Source organism: uncultured Maribacter sp. (assembly GCF_963975365.1).
Taxonomy (GTDB): domain Bacteria; phylum Bacteroidota; class Bacteroidia; order Flavobacteriales; family Flavobacteriaceae; genus Maribacter.
In genome coordinates, this window is record NZ_CAXBGF010000004.1 from 216743 (window position 1) to 239749 (window position 23007).

At 34.5% G+C, this 23007-nt stretch carries 25 protein-coding genes; 11 read left to right on the top strand and 14 right to left on the bottom strand.

From position 1 onward, the window contains the following. Positions 1-34: 34 nt before the first annotated feature. The 5 genes from AACZ49_RS07145 (at position 35) to AACZ49_RS07165 (ending at position 5627) form a co-directional block, all read left to right on the top strand. Entirely contained in the window at positions 35-586 is a 552-nt protein-coding gene (locus tag AACZ49_RS07145) for a CopD family protein (RefSeq protein WP_339652971.1), read from the top strand. A gap of 137 nt (positions 587-723) precedes the next feature. Continuing rightward, positions 724-2136, top strand: coding sequence for an ATP-binding protein (locus tag AACZ49_RS07150; protein ID WP_339652972.1), 1413 nt, complete (start codon positions 724-726; stop codon positions 2134-2136). Positions 2137-2156: 20 nt separating this feature from the next. Then, positions 2157-2939 carry an enoyl-CoA hydratase-related protein gene (locus tag AACZ49_RS07155; RefSeq protein WP_339652973.1) on the top strand — a complete coding sequence of 261 codons (783 nt, stop codon included), beginning with the start codon at positions 2157-2159 and terminating at the stop codon, positions 2937-2939. Positions 2940-2956: 17 nt separating this feature from the next. Then, a complete protein-coding gene (locus AACZ49_RS07160) occupies positions 2957-4519 on the top strand; it encodes a hypothetical protein (protein ID WP_339652974.1) in 1563 nt (520 codons plus the stop codon). Between the two features lie 34 nt (positions 4520-4553). Continuing rightward, positions 4554-5627 carry a PA0069 family radical SAM protein gene (locus AACZ49_RS07165; protein WP_339652975.1) on the top strand — a complete coding sequence of 358 codons (1074 nt, stop codon included), beginning with the start codon at positions 4554-4556 and terminating at the stop codon, positions 5625-5627. A 60-nt stretch (positions 5628-5687) separates the two neighbouring features. Here the strand turns inward: AACZ49_RS07165 and AACZ49_RS07170 are convergent, their stop codons facing one another. The 7 genes from AACZ49_RS07170 to AACZ49_RS07200 form a co-directional block, all read right to left on the bottom strand. After that, a complete protein-coding gene (locus AACZ49_RS07170) occupies positions 5688-6719 on the bottom strand; it encodes an alpha/beta hydrolase-fold protein (protein ID WP_339652976.1) in 1032 nt (343 codons plus the stop codon). Between the two features lie 11 nt (positions 6720-6730). Then, positions 6731-6955, bottom strand: coding sequence for a hypothetical protein (locus tag AACZ49_RS07175; protein WP_339652978.1), 225 nt, complete (start codon positions 6953-6955; stop codon positions 6731-6733). Positions 6956-7036: 81 nt separating this feature from the next. After that, positions 7037-8374, bottom strand: coding sequence for an acyclic terpene utilization AtuA family protein (locus AACZ49_RS07180; RefSeq protein WP_339652980.1), 1338 nt, complete (start codon positions 8372-8374; stop codon positions 7037-7039). A 2-nt stretch (positions 8375-8376) separates the two neighbouring features. Beyond that, positions 8377-9708: a citrate:proton symporter gene (locus AACZ49_RS07185; RefSeq protein WP_339653095.1), complete on the bottom strand. Its 1332-nt coding sequence runs from the start codon at positions 9706-9708 to the stop codon at positions 8377-8379. Positions 9709-9854: 146 nt separating this feature from the next. Continuing rightward, positions 9855-9992, bottom strand: coding sequence for a hypothetical protein (locus AACZ49_RS07190; RefSeq protein WP_339652981.1), 138 nt, complete (start codon positions 9990-9992; stop codon positions 9855-9857). 7 nt (positions 9993-9999) lie between these two features. Next, positions 10000-10164 carry a hypothetical protein gene (locus AACZ49_RS07195; protein WP_339652982.1) on the bottom strand — a complete coding sequence of 55 codons (165 nt, stop codon included), beginning with the start codon at positions 10162-10164 and terminating at the stop codon, positions 10000-10002. 3 nt (positions 10165-10167) lie between these two features. After that, positions 10168-11277, bottom strand: coding sequence for a glycoside hydrolase family 2 TIM barrel-domain containing protein (locus tag AACZ49_RS07200; RefSeq protein ID WP_339652984.1), 1110 nt, complete (start codon positions 11275-11277; stop codon positions 10168-10170). 375 nt (positions 11278-11652) lie between these two features. Between AACZ49_RS07200 and AACZ49_RS07205 the strand changes: the two genes are divergently transcribed. Beyond that, positions 11653-13086, top strand: coding sequence for a glycosyltransferase family 2 protein (locus tag AACZ49_RS07205; protein WP_339652986.1), 1434 nt, complete (start codon positions 11653-11655; stop codon positions 13084-13086). A gap of 91 nt (positions 13087-13177) precedes the next feature. Here AACZ49_RS07205 and AACZ49_RS07210 read toward each other — a convergent pair whose 3' ends face one another. The 3 genes from AACZ49_RS07210 to AACZ49_RS07220 all read right to left on the bottom strand — a co-directional run bounded on the left by AACZ49_RS07210 (position 13178) and on the right by AACZ49_RS07220 (position 15081). Continuing rightward, a complete protein-coding gene (locus AACZ49_RS07210; protein WP_339652987.1) occupies positions 13178-13867 on the bottom strand; it encodes an HD domain-containing protein in 690 nt (229 codons plus the stop codon). Beyond that, a complete protein-coding gene (locus tag AACZ49_RS07215) occupies positions 13864-14448 on the bottom strand; it encodes a lysophospholipid acyltransferase family protein (RefSeq protein ID WP_339652989.1) in 585 nt (194 codons plus the stop codon). Before AACZ49_RS07215 ends, AACZ49_RS07210 begins: the two co-directional genes overlap by 4 nt. A gap of 222 nt (positions 14449-14670) precedes the next feature. Beyond that, the gene (locus AACZ49_RS07220) at positions 14671-15081 is read right to left on the bottom strand and encodes a BrxA/BrxB family bacilliredoxin (protein ID WP_339652991.1); all 411 of its coding nucleotides are present in this window, start codon (positions 15079-15081) and stop codon (positions 14671-14673) included. Positions 15082-15210: 129 nt separating this feature from the next. Between AACZ49_RS07220 and AACZ49_RS07225 the strand changes: the two genes are divergently transcribed. From AACZ49_RS07225 to AACZ49_RS07240, 4 genes are all read left to right on the top strand, one after another. Continuing rightward, the gene (locus AACZ49_RS07225) at positions 15211-15951 is read left to right on the top strand and encodes a TerB family tellurite resistance protein (protein ID WP_339652992.1); all 741 of its coding nucleotides are present in this window, start codon (positions 15211-15213) and stop codon (positions 15949-15951) included. A 24-nt stretch (positions 15952-15975) separates the two neighbouring features. Continuing rightward, entirely contained in the window at positions 15976-16560 is a 585-nt protein-coding gene (locus tag AACZ49_RS07230; RefSeq protein ID WP_339652993.1) for a HupE/UreJ family protein, read from the top strand. Positions 16561-16644: 84 nt separating this feature from the next. Further along, entirely contained in the window at positions 16645-17082 is a 438-nt protein-coding gene (locus AACZ49_RS07235) for a dCMP deaminase family protein (RefSeq protein WP_339652995.1), read from the top strand. A gap of 14 nt (positions 17083-17096) precedes the next feature. After that, positions 17097-18722: a S41 family peptidase gene (locus AACZ49_RS07240; protein ID WP_339653097.1), complete on the top strand. Its 1626-nt coding sequence runs from the start codon at positions 17097-17099 to the stop codon at positions 18720-18722. Here AACZ49_RS07240 and AACZ49_RS07245 read toward each other — a convergent pair. Together AACZ49_RS07245 and AACZ49_RS07250 are read right to left on the bottom strand one after the other, a co-directional pair. After that, positions 18719-18922, bottom strand: a complete 204-nt coding sequence (locus AACZ49_RS07245) for a hypothetical protein (protein WP_339652997.1) — start codon at positions 18920-18922, stop codon at positions 18719-18721. The two genes, AACZ49_RS07240 and AACZ49_RS07245, sit on opposite strands and share 4 nt — an antisense overlap. A gap of 37 nt (positions 18923-18959) precedes the next feature. Further along, positions 18960-19538, bottom strand: coding sequence for a MarC family protein (locus tag AACZ49_RS07250; RefSeq protein WP_339652998.1), 579 nt, complete (start codon positions 19536-19538; stop codon positions 18960-18962). A gap of 114 nt (positions 19539-19652) precedes the next feature. Between AACZ49_RS07250 and AACZ49_RS07255 the strand changes: the two genes are divergently transcribed. Beyond that, the gene (locus AACZ49_RS07255) at positions 19653-20222 is read left to right on the top strand and encodes a DUF3109 family protein (protein ID WP_339653000.1); all 570 of its coding nucleotides are present in this window, start codon (positions 19653-19655) and stop codon (positions 20220-20222) included. Here AACZ49_RS07255 and AACZ49_RS07260 read toward each other — a convergent pair. Together AACZ49_RS07260 and AACZ49_RS07265 are read right to left on the bottom strand one after the other, a co-directional pair. Then, positions 20215-22188, bottom strand: a complete 1974-nt coding sequence (locus tag AACZ49_RS07260) for a tetratricopeptide repeat protein (protein WP_339653001.1) — start codon at positions 22186-22188, stop codon at positions 20215-20217. The two genes, AACZ49_RS07255 and AACZ49_RS07260, sit on opposite strands and share 8 nt — an antisense overlap. Positions 22189-22196: 8 nt before the next feature. Next, a complete protein-coding gene (locus tag AACZ49_RS07265) occupies positions 22197-22931 on the bottom strand; it encodes a LytTR family DNA-binding domain-containing protein (RefSeq protein WP_339653003.1) in 735 nt (244 codons plus the stop codon). Positions 22932-23007: the final 76 nt, after the last annotated feature.

Genomic DNA, 23007 nt, shown 5'->3' on the forward strand with positions numbered 1-23007 from the left:
CTTTTGCTAACTTTGAACCCGAACTTAGAATTTCATGAGCGAATATTACAATTACATAAAATCCCTGCATCTCATCTTCGTAATTACATGGTTTGCAGGGCTTTTTTATATCCCTAGATTGTTCATTTATCATATAGAAGCCGATCAAAAACCATCTCCCGAAAAAGAGATACTTTCTAAGCAGTTAAAATTGATGACCAAAAGACTTTGGTTTATCATTACATGGCCTTCTGCTGTATTGGCCACTTTTTTTGCTGTATGGCTTTTAGTTATTTACCCTGGTTGGTTAACACAACCATGGATGCACGTTAAACTAGGTTTCGTTCTATTATTGATTCTTTATCATTTAAAGAACCATCAAATTTTCAAGAAGTTTCAACGTGATGAAATCAATTACACATCGAATTATATGCGTATTTGGAATGAGGGAGCTACACTTATACTTTTTGCAATAGTCTTTTTGGTGATTTTAAAGCATTCTTTTAATTGGATTTTTGGAGTGGTTGGAATTATCGTTTTGGGGATTCTACTCATGCTGGGTATTAAAATATATAAGAGAATTCGAAATAAGAACCCTGAGGCTTAGAAGGTATTCATATATAAGTACCTATAATAACAAGTATAAACTGTAAACTCTATTTTGGTGCGATATTTGTTAACTTTAGACGAAAAAACAGAATCTTGTTAACGAGGATATCTTTAAGGTCACGTATTTTTTTCGCCATGATATTTTTGGTGCTTATTGCATCGGTATTAATTGCCGGGGTAACCGTGTACCAATACAGTGAGCAGTCTAAAGATTACCATGAAAATAGAATGGAGCGTAAAGAGGAGCAAATACGCCAAAGTATTGATCTCGCCATTCAAAAAACTACCTATCCGGTTACGACCGAAAATCTAGATCTTATTTTTAAAAATGAAATTTATGAGATTGCTGTTGTGCAGAACATGAATTTTAATATCTATAGTTTAGATGGTCAACTCATAAAAAGTTCACGACCTAAATTTGCTAACGATTCCATTTCTATGTGTTTAGATGCTGAGGTATTGAATAAATTAGAGATAAGTCCAGATAAAAGATATGTGCGTGAAAATGCTTTGGCAGGAGATAACTACCAGGCATCGTTTACCTATATAGCCGATCAAAAGTTTAAACCAATTGGTATACTGAACCTTCCTTATTTCGAGGATAATTCTTTTAATGATTATGAATTAAAGGAGTTTTTAATGCGCTTATCTGGCGTATACCTACTCATGTTGCTCATGGCTATTTTATTTGCCTTCTTCATTTCAAAATACATCACCCGATCCTTAGAGACTATTTCTGATATGATGGAACGTACAGACCTTAGCAAGCAGAATAAAAAAATATTTATAGAAAACCCAGGGGAGGAAATTGAGAAACTAATTTCTGCGTATAATGGTATGATTGATGAACTTGGCCATAGCGCAGTTAAATTAGCTAAGAGTGAACGTGAGCAAGCTTGGCGTGAAATGGCAAAGCAAGTTGCGCATGAAATTAAAAATCCGTTAACACCTATGCGTTTGAGTGTGCAGAGTTTTGAGCGTAAATTCGATCCTCAGGACCCTCAAATTGAAGAGAAAGTAAAGGAATACTCAAGTACGTTAATACAGCAAATCGATACCCTTAGTAGTATTGCCTCTGCATTCTCAAATTTCGCAGAAATGCCAGCACAGCAAAATGAGACCCTTAACGTGGTAAAAATTGTAAAATTAGCGTTGGATATTTTCAATGAGGACTATATTCATTTCATTGCCGATGAGGAAGAAATTATTGCGAAATTAGATCGCATACAATTAATACGGGTAGTAACGAATTTGGTAAAGAATGCTATACAGGCCTTACCAGATGTAACATCACCAAGAGTGTTGGTTTCAGTTGCTTCTGAGGGAAATATGGTGAAAATCTCTGTTGCTGATAATGGCATAGGTATTGAAAAAGAAAATGAGGAGAAAATATTTGAACCTAAATTTACCACGAAGACCAGTGGAATGGGATTAGGGTTAGGAATGGTTAAAAATATTGTGGAAAGCTATAGGGGCACTATAAAGTTCACCACTCAATTGGGAAAGGGGACGGTGTTTTGTGTAAAGTTTCCTAAAGAGAATATATAAAAAAGACAAAAACTACTACTATGTCATACAAGACTATTTTAATTGATAAAGTTGCACCAACGGCAATAGTTACCATCAACCGACCAAACAAGTTAAATGCATTGAACAAAGAAACCATTGGTGAATTGCAAGATGTTTTTAAGGAATTGCAAAAGGACAAAAGGATAAAAGCGATAATATTAACTGGTAGTGGTGAAAAGGCATTTGTAGCAGGTGCGGATATTTCAGAATTTTCAGATTTTAACGTAAAGGAAGGGAAAAGATTAGCAGCAAAAGGTCAAAAAAATCTTTTTGATTTTATAGAGAATTTATCGACTCCGGTAATAGCAGCTGTTAATGGTTTTGCTTTAGGTGGTGGTTTAGAATTGGCAATGGCCTGTCATTTTAGAGTGGCAAGTGAAAATGCTAAAATGGGACTGCCAGAGGTGTCCCTAGGCGTAATACCTGGTTATGGTGGCACACAACGCTTACCCCAGTTAGTAGGCAAAGGAAGGGCAATGGAAATGATTATGACCGCAGGTATGATTACTGCTGAACAAGCACATTTATACGGTTTGGTCAACCATGTAACTACACTAGAAGAATTATTGCCATTATGCCATAAGATTATCTCCAAGATTACCAATAACTCATCCGTAGCCATTTCTTATGCAATAAAAGCCGTAAATGCTGGTTTTAAGAATACTGTAAATGGTTATGAGCAGGAAATTGAAGCTTTTGGTGCCTGTTTTGGAACTGATGATTTTACCGAAGGTACTACCGCTTTTTTAGAGAAAAGAAAAGCAGATTTTCCAGGTTCATGACATAAACCAAATCGGTTATGTTAAATCGTAGTATTTTTTTATTTCTATTTGTAGTAGTTGGGTCATTGAGCGTTTTTGCACAAGAGGAACCAGTCACCTATACCATTGGTGAAAAATTCAGCGATAAATACCGGTATTCTAATATGTTGGCCATTGCAGATGATGGCAATGATGGCACAGTAGTCGTTCGTGCCTATTATACAGGTATTATTCTTCGTCCTAAAGGGTATTTCATTGAGCATTACAACAAAGATTTAGAGTTAGTTTCCGAATATAATTATAAACTAAAGGATGCTAATTTTATTGATGCCTATGTACGTGATGGACAGGTATATCTTTTGTTTTTAGAGTATAGTTATAAAAGTTACCATTACGAAGTACATAGAAGTCCGTTTTCTCAATTTCAATTTACCAAGGAGACTATTCTTTCAATTGAGTCTGATCCAGTAGAACAGCCATTAGATAGAAATTTTTATAATAGAAATTTCTCCTCAGGATTTACGACATCTGTTCTTTTCAACGACAATAAATCGGCATTTGCGATTACTACCCATTATAAGAAAAAAAAGGTAGATCAGCATACAATTCATGTATTCAATTCAAACTTGACTAAATTAATGGAACATGATTTTTCTGATGAGGTTGAGGAAAAGAATTATGCTTTCGAGAATATCCTATTCTCAAAAGATTTACAAAACGTTTATCTTGTAGGTAAAGCTTACTTTAAAAAGAAACGCTTTAATGCAACAGAACGTAAGTTTCAATATGAAATGGTTCGTATCTCGAAAGATAGCCGCAGTGTTCAATCTTTCTATTCTCCGAATAAATTTCCAGAAGCATTGAAGCCAATATTTAAAGGTGATGATTTATTGTGCATTGGTTTTTATGCAGACCGTAAGGATAATCGATTTAATGGTATTTCCTTTTTCAAATTAAATTCTATTACTTTAGAAATGGAGACGAGTAAGTTCAATCCTTTTTCAGAGCAGTTTATGCTAGATAAATTTGGTAGGGAAGATGATAAGTCGATTAAAAATTTAGTTTTTAAAGGAATGGATGTAACCAAAGAAGGAAATATTCTTTTTAATGCAGAAGAATATTTTACAAGTACAAGCGTACAGTCTAACTCTAGTGGAGGCAGAGTAATGGTAACTAGATATCACCATAATGACATCATTAGTGCAAAATTAAGTTCAAAAGGGGATTTGGTTTGGGCTCGAAATATTAATAAAACAGAAGTGACCCAAGGCGATGGAGCTTATGCTTCTTATAGTGCCTATACAAAAGGTGATACTACTTACTTTTTTATAAGCACATCAGCGGAAAATCCGCAACAAATGAGTGATGACCGTATCATGTTTAAACAAGGATTGAGTAGAAATAGAAATGTTTTCTTAATTCGTTTAGATGAACGGGGTCATATGACTTACAATAAGGTTATTGATGACACTGAAGTGCGATTACCTTTAATGGTTTCAGTACCCTATATTGATTATTTGAATGATGAATTAGTATTCTACGCAAAAAGAGGTACTAAAAAACAACTAGTACAAGTAGCTGTTAAACAACACTCTAATTAGGATTATTTCCATAATTTTGGAATAAATCCTAAGAATGAACGCTAATACTTTTTTAAAGGGGAGAGGTGCCCAACAGAATACCAACAATAAGTTTTCTGAATATAGTTACGAAACCCGAGATGATTTTTTAGAGTTCTGTCATTTAGAGGGTGAATCTGCAGATGCCAACAAGACTCAGTACCTTCCTATATTTCCTAAAACAATAGTTAATAAGGTTACGAGTCCAGACGTGGGCATGAGTTACTCCATGAACATGTATCAAGGTTGTGAGCATGGATGCATTTACTGTTATGCTAGAAATGCACATGAATTTTGGGGTTATAGTGCTGGGCTTGATTTTGAACGTAAGATTTTAGTAAAACATGATGCGCCAAAATTGTTGGAAGCAAAACTAAAAAGTAAAAGTTGGAAAGCTGCTACCATAGTAATGTCTGGAAATACAGATTGTTATCAACCCGCAGAACGAGAGTTTGAACTTACAAGAAAGTGTTTAGAAGTCTTTTTAAAATATAGGCATCCGGTAGGCATTATTACAAAAAATGCATTGATTCTGCGTGATTTGGATATTCTCAAAGAATTGAATGCTCACAATTTAATTGGTGTAAACATATCCGTCACGTCATTATCAGAAGAAACAAGAAGAATAGTAGAGTCTAGAACTACTACGATTAAAAAACGTTTGGAGACAATTAAAGTATTGTCTGAAAATGGTATTCCTGTAAATGCAATGTTGGCACCAATAATTCCAGGAATTAATAGTCATGAAATATTAAATTTGGCAAGGCAAGTCTCGGAACATGGAGCCTTGTCTATGGCTTTTACTATTGTTAGACTCAATGGCGCTATAGGTGAAATTTTTACTGATTGGATTAAGAAAACCTTGCCCGATAAAGCTGATAAGGTTTTACATCAAATACAAGAATGCCATGGTGGAAACTTAAATGATACCCGATTTGGTATGCGAATTAAAGGAGAAGGAATAATTGCCACTCAAATTCATGATATGATACGGTTGGCTAAAATGAAGTACTTCAAGGATAAAAAATTCCCTAAATTGAATACGAGTATGCACGATGTCTACAAAGACGGTCAACTGAAATTGTTTTAGTTTGAAGGTTTTTTCAAAAATACCAAAAGATCAAGGTGTTTTTACTATGAATTCTGAACCTTAGTCAAAGTCCAAATAATAATCAAAAAAAGGTAGAACCTGTTGAGGTATTCTACCTTCTTTTGTATAAATATTGCTGGTATGTGTACCTATGTATTCTTCGGAAAAATGTTCCACACCAACATTTTCTAATGCCTGACTAAACATTTTACATTGTATTGTAAACCGCTCACCTGCATTGCGACCCCAATCTAATTTTATAGCGTTTAATTTATTAAGGTTATCTATATAATCGGATACCATATAAAAAGGCATATTGGCATGCCATTTTTTTATAATAGCTTCATTTACTTTTAATGTTTCACCTTCATAAGAAAAGGGGACATCACAGAAAAATGGAGCATTTGATGCGTTGGCAGACCATGATCGGGCAAACGCTAGAATCACTTTGCCAAAATATGTTTTTGAGAGGTCTTCAATAGTTTCGGCTTTATCATATTGTACATAACTGTCGCTATTTGGCCCATATTCCCTAACGATGGCCAGTGCACCTGGACTAATAGCATACACGGCACAAAATATATCTGGATGCTTCATAGCAATCTTGATGGCACCATAGCCGCCCATACTATGGCCAGTAATGCCGCGACTGTCCTTTTTAGCCAAGGTTCTATAATTGGTATCCATATAAGTAACCAAATCAATTGAGGTAAAGTCCTCCCAATTTCCAAATATTCCCGTATTGGAATAAAAACTACCGTCATACGTAGTTTTTTGGTCTGGAATTACTAGAATAAATGGTTTAATTTTTTGTGCCGCCAAAGCATAGTCCAATAGTTCTTTCATTGGATTGATGAGATTATCATCATTCAAAAAGCCATGTAGGAAATAAATTACTGGATACCTTTTGTTTGTTGATGAGTAGTTGGGTGGCAGATATACCGAAATGGATCTTTTAGGATTTTCGCCCATCTGGTTCTCTAAGTTTTTCGAGTATAAGGAGTCCTTAATAACGGTACCGACCTGTTCTTTTTGTGCCGATAGGGTGAAGAATATAAAAACGGTAAAAATTAGTAGTAGAAAGTTACGCATAGTAAATAGATTTAATCAATTGTCATGTTAAGTAATTGTGCGCCAAGGGTCTTTCCATGTTTGTCCAATGCAGTTGAATTTGTAACACCGCCGTTCAAGGCATCATACATAACAAAATTAAGAGCTCCTAATTGTGGGAGCTCATACCGAATGATATCTCCTTTAACTTGGTCACCATACCATTGTTTTAAACGGGTGGTAGTTACCTTGTCCTTAACGAGTTTAAAGTTTTCCAAATTATGGACTGTGATTGAAATGTTACTGATATTTCCTTTGTCACCAGTTCTGGCGTGAGCTATTTCCCAAAGTTTCATAAGTTATAGGGTTGTATAGGTGATAGAGATTTGAATGTCTTTTTTAGGCACTAGAATAGAAGCTATGGCAATAATTTCAGAAACCTTTTTTGTTGCGCCACCACCTCCTGAAGGACCGTTTGTGTAAAGGGTTTCTACCTCGTTCGCAATCTGTTGTGCTTCTGTTTTAAGTATAGTTTTACCCGCTACCCTTAGTCGTACTTCATTTGGTTCGTTTGAATAATCTGATTTTGGCAAAAGCGAATTGATGCCTATCAAGTCTAAACGAAGATCCTTAATTGAAAAGGGCAATAACCCTAATCTTTTTTCAACGACGTCTTTCGCTAGCATAGCCCGTTTTAGACAATTAGCGCCACCATAGCTCATTTCACCTTCCCCTATAAATCCATTTTCATAACCGACACTAACTTTATAGGTTTCAGTGGCCGGCTTCGAACTTGCTCCTTTAAAGTAAACCACATCATTACTTTTTGGGGTGAAAATCACTTTTGAAAAATCAGCGGTACAGTCTGGTGTTATATAGTTTTCTGGGTCATGGATCTCATAGAGCAATTGTTCGGTACAAGTGGCTTTGGTTACCATACCGCCAGCATCTTGTAATTTAGAAATAAACCCCTCGCCATTACTCTTTATTTCAACAAAAGGGAAACCCAAATTCCATAGTTCAGGAACTTCTTTTTTTCCGGGATCTGCAAAATATCCTCCAGTTACTTGACCAGCACATTCCAATAGGTGACCTACTAAAGTACCGGTACCCCAATAATCGGCTTGAAGTTTTTCCCATCCAAATTCATAGATCATTGGGGCTAAAAATAACGAGGGGTCTGCCACTCTTCCTGTAATTATTATGTTAGCTCTATTCTGTAGTGCCTCTACAATACCATCGCATCCTAAATAGGCATTGGCAGAAATTATTTGTTCAGTTAGGTTGCTTAATGGTTTGCCTGTTTCTATAATGGGAAAATCTAAGTAATCTGATATGTTTTCATGAATATCGTCACCGATAACAGCAGCTATTTTTAGATTATTAAGATTCATTTTATGTGCCAATTTTGCAATATCCTCCATAGCGGATATAGGATTTGCAGCACCCATATTGGTAATAACCTTTACCTTATGTTTAATGGCCAACGGCAGCACTTGTTCCATTCTATATAAAAGAAGTTCATTGTACCCTTTTTTCGAATCTTCTTTTTTCGCTTTTTGCGCCAAAGCAATTGTTCTTTCGGCCAATCCTTCAAAACAGATATAGTCTAGCTCTCCTTTTTTTATAAGTTCTAATGCTGGTTCCAGACGATCTCCTGCATAACCTGCCCCGCTACCAATTCTTATTTTTTTCATATTTAAAGTGTAATTGCTCCGATCAATATGGAAACTGAAAGAATTATAAGGGTTATCAAAAATGCCAATGGAATTGTTTTTCTCTGATGTTCGCCTAATTCAACCCCTGTCAATCCAATCAACAAATAGGTAGAGCCGGTTAATGGGCTTACAGGAAAACCGGTGGTCATTTGGCCCATAATGGCTGCACGGCCTACTTCTACAGAATCTACTCCAAAATGGGATGCCGTTGTTGATAATAATGGGAGAATACCGAAATAAAATGAATCTGGATCAAATAACAAACTGGCAGGCATGGATAGCAATCCTGTTAGTATGGCCAAATGACTTCCAATGGACGGTGTTATAATAGACACAGAACTTGCGGCCATGGCGTCTATCATCCCAGAACCTTTTAGAATTCCCGTAAAGCAACCTGCGGCAAAAAGGATGCTTGCCATTAAAAGTGCTGCTTTTGCATGTGCATTAATTCGATCGCCCTGTTGTTTAGGGTTTGGATAATTGAGTGTTATAGCCAAGGCAAACGCAACCATAAAAATGATATGTGGTGGGGCTATACCACTAATTAATAAAGCTACAGCAATTAGAATCAAAGCAATATTAAAGTAAAAAAGTTTAGGCCTTTCTAGCTCTGAATCAAAGGAAAGTTCAGTATCCGATTTTTTTCTTTTTATACTTTCGGGCACATTTTTGCGTTCTTTTTTGCCTAGAATATAAGCGATGATGAGTACAGAACATAATCCAATAATCACAGGGATTAATATTGGATTAAACAAAGTAGTTACAGAAACTTCCAATGCAGATGCAGCACGTATTGTAGGACCGCCCCAGGGTAAAATATTCATGGTTCCAGCGGCCAACGCGGTTATAGTGGCCAACGTGGTACGTTTCATGTTCAAGCTGTCATAAAGGGGTAGAAATGCTGGTATGGTGACTAAAAATGTTACTGCCCCAGAACCATCTAAATGCACCATCATTGCCAAAAGTGCCGTAGCTACGGTAACTTTTGCCGGATCATTACCTGCAAATTTCAACAATCGTTTTATCATTGGTTTGAATGTACCTGCATCGGTAAGGATACCAAAAAATAGAATGGCAAAAATGAACATCACACCGGTAGGTGCAATTGTCTTTAGGCCTTCAGTTATAAAATTTATTATTTCACTTGTAAAACCAGCCATTAGGGCTGTAATGATCGGTACTAAAATTAAAGCAACCACAGCGGCCATTTTTTTTGTCATTACCAAGAACAAGAGCAACAAAATGGTAAGTAAACCCAGGCAAGCCAGCATATTTATAAGATTTCGCCCATAAGAGTCAATTATAGGGAGTATTAGTAAGGTTTAAAGATATTTATTTTTTTTGGATTAATCGATTGGCCTAGCAACTTCCATTTTCCATTAATTTTTTCTAGATTTTGAATTTCATATGTAAAGATGTTTACGCCTTCTTTGGAGGTCGATTCCTCATCATAACATACCTAGGCATTGTCACCATTAATATTCATTTTATAATTGGTATTTTTTGAAGAGCCACCATTACCTATCATATTTTCTGGTGGATATAGCATTATGTATGGCGGTACATCAATACTGTTGTCTTTCTGGGTAGAGACCAAAATTCTACTATATGGCTTTATTGACCAACAATCGGAATGGGCTTTTTACATCCCCAGAACACCAAGTAGCGGATTCTTTTTCCAACAATGCAATAATTGATTCTTCTTCTTCTTCAGATTGGGCGTATTCAACGGAAATTGGAAATAATAGTAGAAGGAATATTATTTCCATGTATTACTTCTTAACTTCCGTCAATTCCATTATTAGGTCAACCTCATCTTGTCGGTAAGGTGTACCATCATTTCTAAATATTTCATGGAACCAAAGATTTGGTTCAGAACCATCAGGAATGGGTTCGTCCCAAGCATACTTTGTATTTGATTTTCCATCCACAAGCCCCCAGTTAATTGCGCCAATATTTTCGTTCTTTAAAATGGGCATAATATTGCTGAATAAGCTATTGTGCTTTCTAGCCATATATTCTGTACATATAAGTGGGCGGTTGTATATTTTTAAAGAATCGATAGCGCTTTGGTGACTGATCTCATCATTATAGTTGTGATAAGTGATTACATCAGAATGTTCTACTTGAAATCTATTCAATTCTGGTAAATCCATACTCCAAACTCCAGCAGAAATAGGTTGGGTTGGATTTACTTCCCTAGCCCATTCAAATACACTTTTTAAAAGCGGCAATGATTTGTTTTTATAACCTGAATTACCAGGTTCATTGTACAGATCCCAAAGGATTATTCTTTTATCATCCTTAAAAGTAGAGAGAATATCTTTGGTATAGGTCTCAAGTAAGGGTAGTAAATCATCAGAAGTATAGAGTAAATCCCCCGGATCCCGTACCCAACCAGAATTGTGTATACCCGGTTTTGGTTCTGGTTGTTTCCCCGCTTTGTAAGTTGGGTTCCAACAATCATCAAAAATTACAAATATGGTGGCAATATTATGCTCTTCCGCAATAGATAGATACGTTTTTACACGTTCCTTAAAACCAGATTTATCTACTTCCCAAGCCAAATGATGCAGATAGACCCGCATACAATTAAGGCCTATATCCTGTGCCCAACCCAATTCCCTGTCAATGGTTTCTGGGTCAAAACTTTCACTTTGCCAAAACTCCAATTGATTAATAGTAGTACTCGGGTTAAAGTTGGCACCCCGTAGCCATGGTTTATTTGCTGCCCATGCATTCGCTTTTTCTTCTGTCCAACGTTGATTTATAACCAAAGGATTTTTGTTGGTCAAATCTTTTGTTTCTTTTTGTTTACAAGAGGAAACAAAACTCAGTATAATTAAACCTATATATAAATAGATGTTTTGTGTTTTTAGCATTCGTTATTTTAATGATTATTAAAATTTTTCCAGTAAGTTACGAAAAAGAGTCTTTAGATTTAAAGAGGTTCTACTGTTTCATAGCATATTAAAGAAAGTTATGAATTTTAGTTATTATCAATAGTAGAGACTTAGGATATTCAACCTTTTTACAATAGTTATATAACAAATATATTGGCTGAATTTTAATGAGGCTACCTGAATAGCCAAAAGAGTGAAAACAAATAAAAGGAGCTGTTTTAAACAACAGAAACATGCTTTATTCAGGATTAGTTTTGGTAAATGAGAAAAGTATTAGAAAGTTTTGTTAAGATAAGATCCAAAGAGGATTTATGAACGTATTTGACGTGTATGTAATAAATACTAGAACCATTTATGAAAACCAAGAGCACTACCAAAAACATAATGAATACTATTAAAAGGAAAAGTACTAACACCGAAAAGAAATCTTTTTTCGCTAAACTCAGACACCTAATTGAAAATGCCAATGCGTGGGGTATTTTTGTAATGGGCAGCACATTTGTGTTAATGTTCGGTTCCGCTTACCTCGCTTATATTTTGCAAAACGATTTTACTCAGTTACATTTAGAAAGAAGAAGCACTATGATAGGCTTAATTTTCATGGCAGTGGCGGCAGTATTTTTTGTTTTCAAACTAAGCTTTTTCATATACACTTTTATAAGATTTTTAAAGTATAAAGCGATACAATCTGTCTCGAATGAAGAATTGCCAACTGTTACCGTGATTGTTCCTGCTTACAATGAGGGTAAACAAGTATGGGCAACTTTAAAAAGTTTGGCAGAAAGTGATTATCCAGAACATAAGGTTCAATTATTGGCTATCGATGATGGTAGTAAAGATGACACCTGGAATTGGATGCTAGAGGCTAAGAAAGAATTAGGGGACCGCGTTTCTATTTGTAAACAACCAAAGAACATGGGTAAACGCCATGCATTGTATAGAGGTTTTAATGAAGGCATTGGAGAAATTTTTGTTACTGTTGATAGTGATTCAATTGTAGATAAAGATACTTTAAGAAATTTAGTAAGCCCTTTTATCGTTGATGAAAATTGTGGAGCAGTTGCTGGTAACATTCGTGTTTTGAATAACAATGATGCACTTTTACCTAAGATGTTAGATGTAAGTTTTGCACTTAGTTTTGAATTTGTACGTTCTTCTGAAAGCACTTTGAATTCTGTACTTTGTACGCCAGGAGCATTGGCAGCTTACAGGGCTACGGCAGTATTTGCTTGTCTTGATCAATGGATTAATCAGACATTTATGGGGCAACCTTCTGATATTGGAGAGGATAGAGCAATGACGAATATGATTTTGAAACAAGGATTTCATGTACTATTCCAAAGAAATGCCTACGCCTATACTAATGTTCCAGAGAAGTTTAAGGGATTATACAAAATGTTTATTAGATGGGGTAGAAGTAATGTTCGTGAGAATATTCAAATGTCTAAGTATGTATTCAATAATTTTAGAAAGGGACCAAAGGCTGGAACAAGATTATTATTCTTTAGCCAATTTTCGAGAATTGTACTATGTTACCCATTTGTCCTATTCATGCTGGTTTTTGTGGTTACACATCCACTTTTATTCATAAGCTCGACATTTGTAAGTATACTGGTATTATCTACTTTCCCGGTATTGTTTTATGCAAAGCGATATACATTAATAGAATCTTTTTGGGCATATTCTTATAGTGTTTTATATACTTTCGGTTTATTCTGGATTACACCTTACGCTATAGCGACTGCAAGTAGAAGGGGTTGGTTAACAAGAGAGTTGCCACAGAAATAATTAGAACTTTAAAAATTTTAAAAGGGTTTCAATATTTAAATATTGAAACCCTTTTTTATGAATTGCTGGTGACATATTTTATCCATTCAAATTAGGGGTTATACATTTTCTTAAAAGTCAATGGATCCCATTCTTTATAAAACTGCTCTAGATATTCTATCATAAATTGATGTCTCTCTTTTGCTAGCCGCTTACCTGTTTCGGTATTCATTTTTTCCTTTAATAGTAATAGTTTTTCGTAGAAATGATTAATTGTAGGTGCAGTTGATTTTTTGTATTCCTCTTTGGTCATTTGAAGGTTTGGGGGCGTGTTTGGGTCGTAGAGTAATCTGTTTTTAAAACCACCATAATTAAATGCACGAGCAATTCCTATAGCTCCGATGGCATCTAATCGGTCCGCATCTTGAACAACTTGCAGTTCTTTGGATCTAAATAGCTGCTTTTTAATCTTACCATCGCTCAATCCTGCTTTAAAAGAGCTTAACTTAATAATTTTAACCACATGATTGATGGTCTCTGTTGGTACATTTATTGAAAGAAGAAAATTTTCAGCCATGTTAGGACCTAATGATTCATCACCATCGTTAAATTTCGCATCCGCAATGTCATGAAGAAGTGCACCTAAACTCACAACTAAAATATTCACATCTTCTTCTTTAGAAATAAGAATAGAGTTGTTGAATACCCGCTGTATATGAAACCAATCGTGGCCTCCTTCTGCATTTTTCAGGGTTTCCTTAACAAACAGAATAGTTTCTTCTACAATCTCAGAGTTTGTCATTTAAAGCTGTTTACGCCATTTGTAACGGAAGACTCTATTTGAATGATAAGCTCATCTAAATCGCCTTTATTTTCAATTGGTTGTTGAACATCAAAACTTACTTTAGAGCCTAAACCCATTGGGAATTGACCAAATTGCACCAATTTCCAAGAATTATTAATACTTATAGGAACTATTAATGCAGAAGGCGCTTTTTTAAGAAGCATTTTCAAGCCCATAGGCTTAAAGGGTTTTGGGTGGCCATCTCTACTTCTTGTTCCCTCTGGAAAAATAACAGCGCTTCTCTTATACTTTTCAATATATGAGCCAAGTTTACCGATTTCTATTAATGCTGATTTTCCATCCTTTCGGTCAATTAATGCAGAACCACCATGGACTAGATTAAAAGATACGCTTGGTATGCCTTTTCCTAATTCTTTCTTACTTACAAATTTTGGATGGTGTTTTCGCATGTACCATATTAATGGTGGTATGTCGTACATACTCTGATGATTAGTGACAATTATTAAAGGCTTATTTGTAGGCAAATCATAATTGTTGGTAAACCTATAAGTTGTGCCTAATATGTTGGTACATCTCATTAAGCAAAAATTAAGCTTACTTACTACTGGTTTTAAGCCAGAATACCCAAATAATTTAAAACCCAACCATTGTAATGGATGAAATATGAGTAAACAGAGGCCGAAGGCTATAAAAAATATAGGTGTTATGAGGTATGAAATCAACTTCTGCATAGTGCAAAAATAAAAAACCGCTCTATTTAGAGCGGTTTTTTAAAACTATTATTTTATGATAAATAAATTCTAGCAAAACTCGTCGTAAGCTTGTGCTAAGTTTTGAGCTATCATTTCAGCTGGCCTACCTTCAATATGGTGACGTTCGATCATATGTACTAACTCACCATCTTTGAATAATGCCATTGAAGGAGATGATGGAGGAAAAGGAACCATAAGATTTCTTGCCGCGTTCACCGCTTCTGTATCTACACCAGCAAATACGGTAACAGCATAATCTGGTTTTTTATCGTTCTGCAAGCTCATTTTGGCTGCAGGCCTAGCATTTGCTGCTGCACAACCACAAACAGAATTTACAACTACCAAGGTGGTTCCTTCTTTTTTGATTGCATTTACTACCGCATCTGCTGTATATAATTCTTCAAATCCGGCAGATGCCAGATCATCTCTCATTGGTTTTACTAATTCCGCAGGGTACATATTGTTATATTTTAATTAATCTATTACAAAGATAATCAATTAGTCGTAGAGGTGCTCCACACCTTAACTTTTCATTGGCCTTACTTTCTGTTTGTAATATTTTATCTTTGGCGAAATTGGGAATACGAAATGATTAAATGGTTAGGAGCTGTAGTAGGCTTTTTTTTAAGAGGACTATCAGGAGCGGTATTAGGCTTTTTTGCGGGTAGTATTATAGATGGTTTTTTTGGTGATAATAAGAACAACGCACGTTCAGTCTTTCAAGATTATACAAGACCTAATGTATCGCCCGCAGATTTTGAGTTGAATTTACTTTCATTATGCTCTATCGTTATAAAGGCAGACGGACAAGTGAGTCAATCTGAAATGGATTACGTACGTCAGTATTTTGTTGGTACTTATGGTAAAGATAAAGCCAATGCTATTTTTAGAACCTTTAATGAAATTAATAAAAAGGGTGAAATATCTGCACAGCGGGTATGTACATTTTTAGCACAGCGTACACGTTATGAGGTACGTCTGCAGTTATTACACTTTTTATTCGGTATAGCTCAAGCAGATGGTAGCATTAGTAATCCTGAAATTCATAAAATACGCGAAATTGCTGGTTACCTTCGAGTGCCATTAAATGAATTTGACAGTATTAAGGCAATGTTCGTTAAATCTGCCAATAACTCTTATAAAATATTGGATGTTCAAAAATCGGCAACAGATGCGGAAGTTAAAAAGGCTTACAGGGAAATGGCTAAAAAGTATCATCCTGATCGTGTGAATACGCAAGATGAAGCTATAAAAAAAGGTGCTGAAGAAAAATTCAAACAAGTTCAGGAGGCATACGAGACTATTCAGAAAGAACGGGGTTTAAATTAATTGAAGACTTAAATCAACTCAATAATGCAAGATTTTTGGTTTTATATACAATTAGGTTTGCATCATGTATTAGATGTCAATGCCTATGATCATATTTTATTTTTATCTGCATTAGCACTACCCTTTACATTTAAAAGCTGGAAGAATGTATTGCTTTTGGCAACAGTTTTTACGGTCACGCATTGTTTGGCTTTAGTATTATCGGTTTATGAAATAATGCTTATTAAAGCTAGTTGGATAGAGTTTTTGATTCCGGTAACCATTTTATGTACTGCTATTTATAATTTAGTGGATAAGGAAGTGCAAAAAGGAACTAAAACCATTTGGTTTCATGCAATGGCAACAGGTTTCTTCGGATTAATACATGGCTTCGGATTTTCCAATTATTTCAAAATGATGATAATGGGAACTGATGAAAAATTGGGGCCGCTATTAGGTTTTGCTGCGGGTATTGAAATTTCACAAGTGGTCATCGTTTTGTTGGTTCTTGTATTGGCTTACATAGTTCAAACAATGTTTCATGTAAAACAAAGTTTATTCGTTATCGTAGGTAATATTTTAATAATGTTGATTACACTACCTTTATTATATCAAACATTCCCATTTTAAGATTGTTAAATTTAACACTAAGTTATTGTACTTGCCTTACAAAGCAGGTAACTTAGTACATTAAGCTTTTGAAAAGCTAGTAGAATGAAGAGAGAAAAACAATTGAAATACGACAGGGCCTATTTAAGAATGGCTAAGGAGTGGGGTAAACTATCTTCGTGCAAGAGAAAGCAAGTAGGAGCTATCATTGTTAAGGATAGAATGATAATTTCGGATGGTTATAATGGAACGCCTACCGGTTTTGAAAATTTTTGTGAAGATGACGATGGGTATACAAAATGGTATGTCTTACATGCAGAAGCTAATGCGATTCTTAAGGTAGCAAGTTCTACACAATCTTGTCAAGGTGCAACGCTTTATATAACATTATCACCTTGTAGGGAATGTAGTAAGTTAATTCATCAATCTGGCATTAAACGTGTAGTGTATCAAGTTGGTTATAAAGATGATTCAGGATTGAGATTCTTGGAAAAGGCTGGAGTTGAATTGGAGCACATGCCAGAAATAAATGTGACTATCTAACGTTTGTACTAATGATGAACAAGAAAAATAGTTTTCTAATGCCCTTAATAATTGCCTCGGCTATTGCTATTGGTTTTTTTTTAGGTGGAAAACTAAGTTTTAATGATTCACCAGAAAGACTTTTCTCTACCAATTCTAAAAAGGATAAACTCAATAGACTTATTGATTACATCGATTATGAGTATGTAGATGATGTTAACACAGATAGTATTGTTGATGTTACTGTAAATAGCATCCTCGAAAAGCTAGATCCCCATTCGGTATACATTTCAGAGAAAGAAATGGATCGTGTGTCCGAAAACATGAAAGGTGATTTTGTAGGTATCGGTGTAAATTTTTATGCTTATAAAGATACAATCACCGTTATTAAAACAGTAAAAGATGGCCCCAGTTTTTTAAAAGGCATTTTACCTGGCGACCGTATTTTAATGGCTGATAACGATACATTGTACGGAAAAGATTTTCCAAGTGAGGTGATTGTTGAAAAGCTGAAAGGTAAAGAAGGTACAACGGTTAACCTCAAGGTATTTAGAAAAGCAGAAAACAAAACATTCAATCTACAGGTTAAACGTGGTGTAGTGCCATTAAAAAGTGTAGAAGCTTTCTACATGTTGACCAAAGATATAGGTTATATAAAGGTGAATCGTTTTGCCGAATCGACGTATAAGGAATTTAAAAATTCACTGGTTGATTTGCAAAAAAGAGGAGCGAAAAAATTGGTTCTCGATTTACGTGATAATCCAGGAGGCTACTTAGGTATGGCAGAAGAGATGGCCGATGAGTTTTTAGAAGATGGTAAGCTTATTTTGTTCACTAAGAATAAGAAAGGCAAGATAAATAAAAGTTTTGCTACCGATGAAGGTAGTTTCGAAGATAAGCCAATCTATGTGCTTATAAATGAAAGGTCTGCTTCTGCAAGTGAAATAGTTGCAGGTGCTTTACAAGACAACGATATTGGCACAATTGTAGGACGTCGTTCATTCGGTAAAGGTTTGGTTCAACGTGAAATGGCACTGGGTGATGGTTCGGCCGTACGATTAACAGTTTCGAGGTATTATACGCCTACAGGTCGAAGCATTCAAAGAACATATGCCAATGGAACTAAGGATTATTACCAACGCTTTACAGACAGATTTCATAGTGGAGAGATGGTTTCAGTTGATAGCATCAAAGTAGCAGATTCTCTAAAATTTATGACTCCAAAAGGAAAGATTGTATATGGTGGGGGAGGCATAATTCCTGATGTATTTGTGCCTATCGGCAGCAATGAAGAAGAGGCTGTTGGGAGTATGGACAACTTAGGCTTCTTATCATTTTTTGTATTTGAACACTTAGAAGAGGATCGTGATAGATATTCGAACTATTTTCAAGAAGAGTATGTAAACGACTTTAAAGTTGATGATATACTTTTTGAAAAATTTGTAGAATATTCTCTAAATAGAAATTTAAGAATGAATTTCTATGATTATGAACAAAGCATAAAGCGGTTCTTAAAGGCCAGCATTGCTGAGCAGTTGTTCAACAACAATATACATGCGAAGATTAAGGCCGATGAAGACCCTATGCTTCAGAAGGTATTAGAATTGGATAGGAGTGTAGTAAAACAGCAAGAATCTAGCCTAATTAGAGCTAATAATTAATCCTTATTTATTTTGTCTTGAATCTTTTTACTTGTTACAAAAATCAAAAGAAGTGTAATGGCACATAGCGAAGCCATAATGCCAATAAGTGCTATTGTGCTATCTTTCTCAAATGGATCGGCAAAATCTACCATCGTTACGTTATAGGCAATTAAAGCTACTGCAATTGCTATGAAGATAATTGATAAAGTCTTGCTCATAAACTTGTTTTTTATAAAGTTACAACCTTCTTTCCTACTAGAAAAGCTGGTTTATATTGGCAGCGAATAATTTTACTGCAATTGCCATTAGAATAACCCCAAATACTTTTCGTATAACATTAACACCACCTGATCCTAGCATTTTCTCAATCTTAACAGAAGACTTAAGAACTATAAAAACGAAAATGATGTTTACGATAATTGCGATTATTATATTTTCAACATAATACTCAGCTCTTAATGAAAGAAGAGAGGTTAGGGTACCTGCACCGGCAATTAATGGAAAAGCGATAGGTACAATAGATGCACTTTCAGGCTCATCATCTCTATATAAAGTTATACCCAAAATCATTTCGATAGCTAAGAAAAATATTATAAAAGCACCGGCAACGGCAAATGAGTTAACATCAATACCTATAAGATTTAAAATTTCTTCTCCAAGAAATAAAAAGGCAACCATTATAATTGCGGCAACTACAGAAGCTTTTTCAGATTGAATATGGCCAACTTTATTTCTAAGTCCAATAATTATGGGAATACTCCCTAAAATATCAATAACAGCAAAGAGCACCATACTCGCTGTAATAATCTCCTTAAAATTAAAATGAAACTCCATGTTACAAATTTTTGCAAATTTACGTTTATAAATTTCGACTTGGTTGTTTATTCTTAAAATATTCTAAGACCTATACTTTTTAAAAAATGTATCTTGCGACCTTTAAATTAGGCCATGTTTCAATTAGGAAAAACTATCGTATCAGAAGAAATCATCGAGAATGATTTTGTTTGTAATCTTAGCGCTTGTAAAGGCGGTTGCTGTGTAGATGGCGAAGCTGGTGCACCAGTAGATGATTCTGAAACAGAAATTATGGTTGATATTTATGCTAAGGTAAAACCATTTTTACGCCCAGAAGGGATAAAGGTTATAGAAGAACACGGTGCATTTGTAAAAGGTGAAGATGGTGAATGGGAAACTCCATTAGTAAATGGTAGTGAGTGTGCATACGTTATTTTTGATGAGCGAAAAATTGCAAAATGTGGTATCGAAGAAGCGTATAATCAAGGTAAAATCAAATGGAAAAAACCTGTTTCTTGTCATTTATACCCAATAAGGGTTAAAGAATATACTGAATTAACTGCTGTAAATTATCATAAATGGCAAATTTGTGATCCTGCTTGTTCATTAGGTGAAGAATTAAAAGTGCCGGTTTACAAATTCGTAAAAGAAGCTTTAATTCGAAAATTTGGTGAAGTTTGGTATAATGAGTTAGAGGAGGTTGCTAAAGACCATCTTAAATAGTAGGTATATAGATAACTATTTGTGTGCCAATTGGGTTCGTATCGTCATCGAATTTATCAATGATTTCAACATGAAAATAGTTCTCATAATCACGTGAAAAATTTGCTAATCGCTCTTTGGTTATATCAATACCTACCGATTTTCTTTTTAAAACCTTACTGTCTTTAATCTTTTCAGCAGCATCTCGGCCAACTCCGTTATCGGTTATCTTTATTTCTATGAAACCATTTTTTCCTTTTTTAATCTCTAAGTCAATATTTTTTGCGCCATCTTTAGAAGATAGACCGTGCCATAAAGCATTTTCTAAAAATGGCTGTAAAATTAGAGATGGTATCTTAATATTGTGTGTGTTAATATCATCTTTTACATAAACATTAAAATTGATTTCGTTAGAAAATCTAATGTTTTCAATGTTCATATACAAGGAAACCGTTTCTAATTCTTCCGCTAATGATATTTCTCTTTGCGAAGAAGCTTCAAGTATTTTACGAACTAGTTTCGAAAATTTATTTAGATAATGAACGGCGTTTTTTTTCTCATTGTTTATAATATATAATTTAATCGAGTTTAAAGAATTGAATAGGAAATGAGGGTTCATTTGGCTTCTTAACATACTTTGTTCTAATGTCAATAATTTTTTCTCGGCATTTAACTGAGTTTGTCTGTATAGTATATAAAGTATGCCCATAAGTAGAATCAGGAAAATAGCAATAACTATTAAGATTGTCCTGTTTTTTCTAAGTTTCAAACGAACAGATTCGTTTTCTTCTGAAAGTCTTTGAGCTATCATTTGAGATTCATACCTTAAAATCATATCATTTACATACCTAAGGTTTAAAGAATTTGTAATGCGCTCTTCATATTTTCTAGACTCTTTATAATAGCCCATACCCTTTTTATAGTCATCTCGCTTGATCCAAAGTTCAGATAGGAACTTATTTGCTTCGGCAATTTCAGCATTTATCTCATACTTCCTAGCCATTGAAAGGCCAGTCTCTAAGTTCGTTTCTGCTAAGTCATAATCACCTAATTGTATAAAGGCCCAGCCAAGATTAATATAGATAATGGTTACTATTTTTTTGTCTCCTAAAGCAATAGCCTTGTTAAGATTTGTTTGCAATATGTTTACTGCTTCATTAATTTTTCCGTTGTGTATATAAACATGGGCAATGCTATAATTACAAATAATCTTTCCTTTTTCAGAATCTATAATTTCATTGTAGACTAGAGATTTCCTGAAGTTTTGAAGTGCAGGTTCTAACTTACCTTGAGCTTCATAGCACTCTCCTAAATTTTGGTGGTTAATTGCAAGACCTAATTTATTGTCTAGTTCTTTTTCAAGAATCATTGACTTTTCGAATTTATCGATCGCGAGATCATATTGCTCTAGCATTTGATAAATATTACCAATACTGTTAAGTGAGACATTTATACTGCGCTTTAGTCCTGTGCTAGGTTCGGGGACTGTTTCAGCTAATTCAAGTGCTTCTTGACTATAGTCGAGAGAAGATTTAATAGCTTCCATTTTTCTATAGACTACACTGATCATATTAAGACTATAGACTCTAAATTCTATACTATTCGCATTGATTGAGATTTTAAGTGCATCTTGAAATAAATCTAATGCTTTTGGATATGAAGAAATATCTCGATAAATTCTACCTAATTGATTTAGCGCATAAGCTTGCCCATATAAATATCCTTTATCTTCTGATCTATTATTTACGTATCGTAAAAGCGTACTGTCTTTTCTGAATTCTTTTAAAACTTCATCGATTTCTTGATAAGTTTTAGGTGCTACAGTTATTAAGCTATCAACTTTTTTTTTGAAAGTTGAAGGTATGGTTTGAGAATAACTGGAGTTTCTACAAAAAAAGATAATTAGAATACAAAATAAAAAATTGAGCCTGTTTTTATGTGCTGAATTTTCGTAGTAAGATGTATGTATTCGTAGTGGGTGAAGCATAAATTGGTTTACAACAAATCTAAAAAATCTGATTTCTTTTGTCTGGAAACCGGTATTTTGTGGTTCGATTTTAGTACCACATAACCATCAGTTTTCAAGAATTCTTTTATTTTGTTTAGATTGATAATATAAGAATTATGAATTCTAAAAAAGGAGTCTGACGGTAATAATTCGTTTACTTCTTTTAATTTTTTAGTGAGCACAATTTTTTGACCATCGGTTAAAAATATGGTACTATAATTCCCATCAGATTCGGCGTATAAAATTTCGTCACTCTCAAGAAAAAGTAATTTACCGTCTGTATTGAGTGTAATTCGTTTATGTATCGATCTTGAATTGAAATTGAACATTGCCATTTCTAATTTTTCAACAGAAAAATTTTTATTGTTGAACTTTTTTATTTTAACTATAGTTTCTTCAAGGTCATCGGTATCAATTGGCTTTAGTAGATAATCCAAAGCTTCATTTTTAATTGCCTTAAGGGCGTATTGATTATATGCAGTTGTAATAACAACAGGAAAGTTTTTATTGGTAAGTTTTTGTATGAATTGAAATCCATCCATTGTGGGCATTTCAATATCTAGAAAAAGACAGTCAGGAGTGTTTTTTTCTAAATAATCTAAAGCATCATGTGGGTTGGTGAACGAGGCTATAACATTGATTTCATCACTGAAATTTGTGAGTTCCCAGGTTAAACTTTGCAATGCTTTTATTTCATCATCAACAATTACTGCTTGTAGCATATTGAAATTATATCAGGTTAGAAAGTTAGGAAAAAATAGGAGGTTGTTTAGCTCTTAGGTACAAATTTGTATCAAT

Coding starts and splice junctions, on each gene's coding strand:
- AACZ49_RS07145 (WP_339652971.1), top strand. CDS start 35: ATGAGCGAATATTACAATTACATAAAATCCCTGCATCTCATCTTCGTA.
- AACZ49_RS07150 (WP_339652972.1), top strand. CDS start 724: ATGATATTTTTGGTGCTTATTGCATCGGTATTAATTGCCGGGGTAACC.
- AACZ49_RS07155 (WP_339652973.1), top strand. CDS start 2,157: ATGTCATACAAGACTATTTTAATTGATAAAGTTGCACCAACGGCAATA.
- AACZ49_RS07160 (WP_339652974.1), top strand. CDS start 2,957: ATGTTAAATCGTAGTATTTTTTTATTTCTATTTGTAGTAGTTGGGTCA.
- AACZ49_RS07165 (WP_339652975.1), top strand. CDS start 4,554: ATGAACGCTAATACTTTTTTAAAGGGGAGAGGTGCCCAACAGAATACC.
- AACZ49_RS07170 (WP_339652976.1), bottom strand. CDS start 6,719: ATGCGTAACTTTCTACTACTAATTTTTACCGTTTTTATATTCTTCACC.
- AACZ49_RS07180 (WP_339652980.1), bottom strand. CDS start 8,374: ATGAAAAAAATAAGAATTGGTAGCGGGGCAGGTTATGCAGGAGATCGT.
- AACZ49_RS07195 (WP_339652982.1), bottom strand. CDS start 10,164: ATGGAAATAATATTCCTTCTACTATTATTTCCAATTTCCGTTGAATAC.
- AACZ49_RS07200 (WP_339652984.1), bottom strand. CDS start 11,277: ATGCTAAAAACACAAAACATCTATTTATATATAGGTTTAATTATACTG.
- AACZ49_RS07205 (WP_339652986.1), top strand. CDS start 11,653: ATGAAAACCAAGAGCACTACCAAAAACATAATGAATACTATTAAAAGG.
- AACZ49_RS07210 (WP_339652987.1), bottom strand. CDS start 13,867: ATGACAAACTCTGAGATTGTAGAAGAAACTATTCTGTTTGTTAAGGAA.
- AACZ49_RS07215 (WP_339652989.1), bottom strand. CDS start 14,448: ATGAGATGTACCAACATATTAGGCACAACTTATAGGTTTACCAACAAT.
- AACZ49_RS07220 (WP_339652991.1), bottom strand. CDS start 15,081: ATGTACCCTGCGGAATTAGTAAAACCAATGAGAGATGATCTGGCATCT.
- AACZ49_RS07225 (WP_339652992.1), top strand. CDS start 15,211: ATGATTAAATGGTTAGGAGCTGTAGTAGGCTTTTTTTTAAGAGGACTA.
- AACZ49_RS07230 (WP_339652993.1), top strand. CDS start 15,976: ATGCAAGATTTTTGGTTTTATATACAATTAGGTTTGCATCATGTATTA.
- AACZ49_RS07235 (WP_339652995.1), top strand. CDS start 16,645: ATGAAGAGAGAAAAACAATTGAAATACGACAGGGCCTATTTAAGAATG.
- AACZ49_RS07240 (WP_339653097.1), top strand. CDS start 17,097: ATGAACAAGAAAAATAGTTTTCTAATGCCCTTAATAATTGCCTCGGCT.
- AACZ49_RS07245 (WP_339652997.1), bottom strand. CDS start 18,922: ATGAGCAAGACTTTATCAATTATCTTCATAGCAATTGCAGTAGCTTTA.
- AACZ49_RS07250 (WP_339652998.1), bottom strand. CDS start 19,538: ATGGAGTTTCATTTTAATTTTAAGGAGATTATTACAGCGAGTATGGTG.
- AACZ49_RS07255 (WP_339653000.1), top strand. CDS start 19,653: ATGTTTCAATTAGGAAAAACTATCGTATCAGAAGAAATCATCGAGAAT.
- AACZ49_RS07260 (WP_339653001.1), bottom strand. CDS start 22,188: ATGCTTCACCCACTACGAATACATACATCTTACTACGAAAATTCAGCA.
- AACZ49_RS07265 (WP_339653003.1), bottom strand. CDS start 22,931: ATGCTACAAGCAGTAATTGTTGATGATGAAATAAAAGCATTGCAAAGT.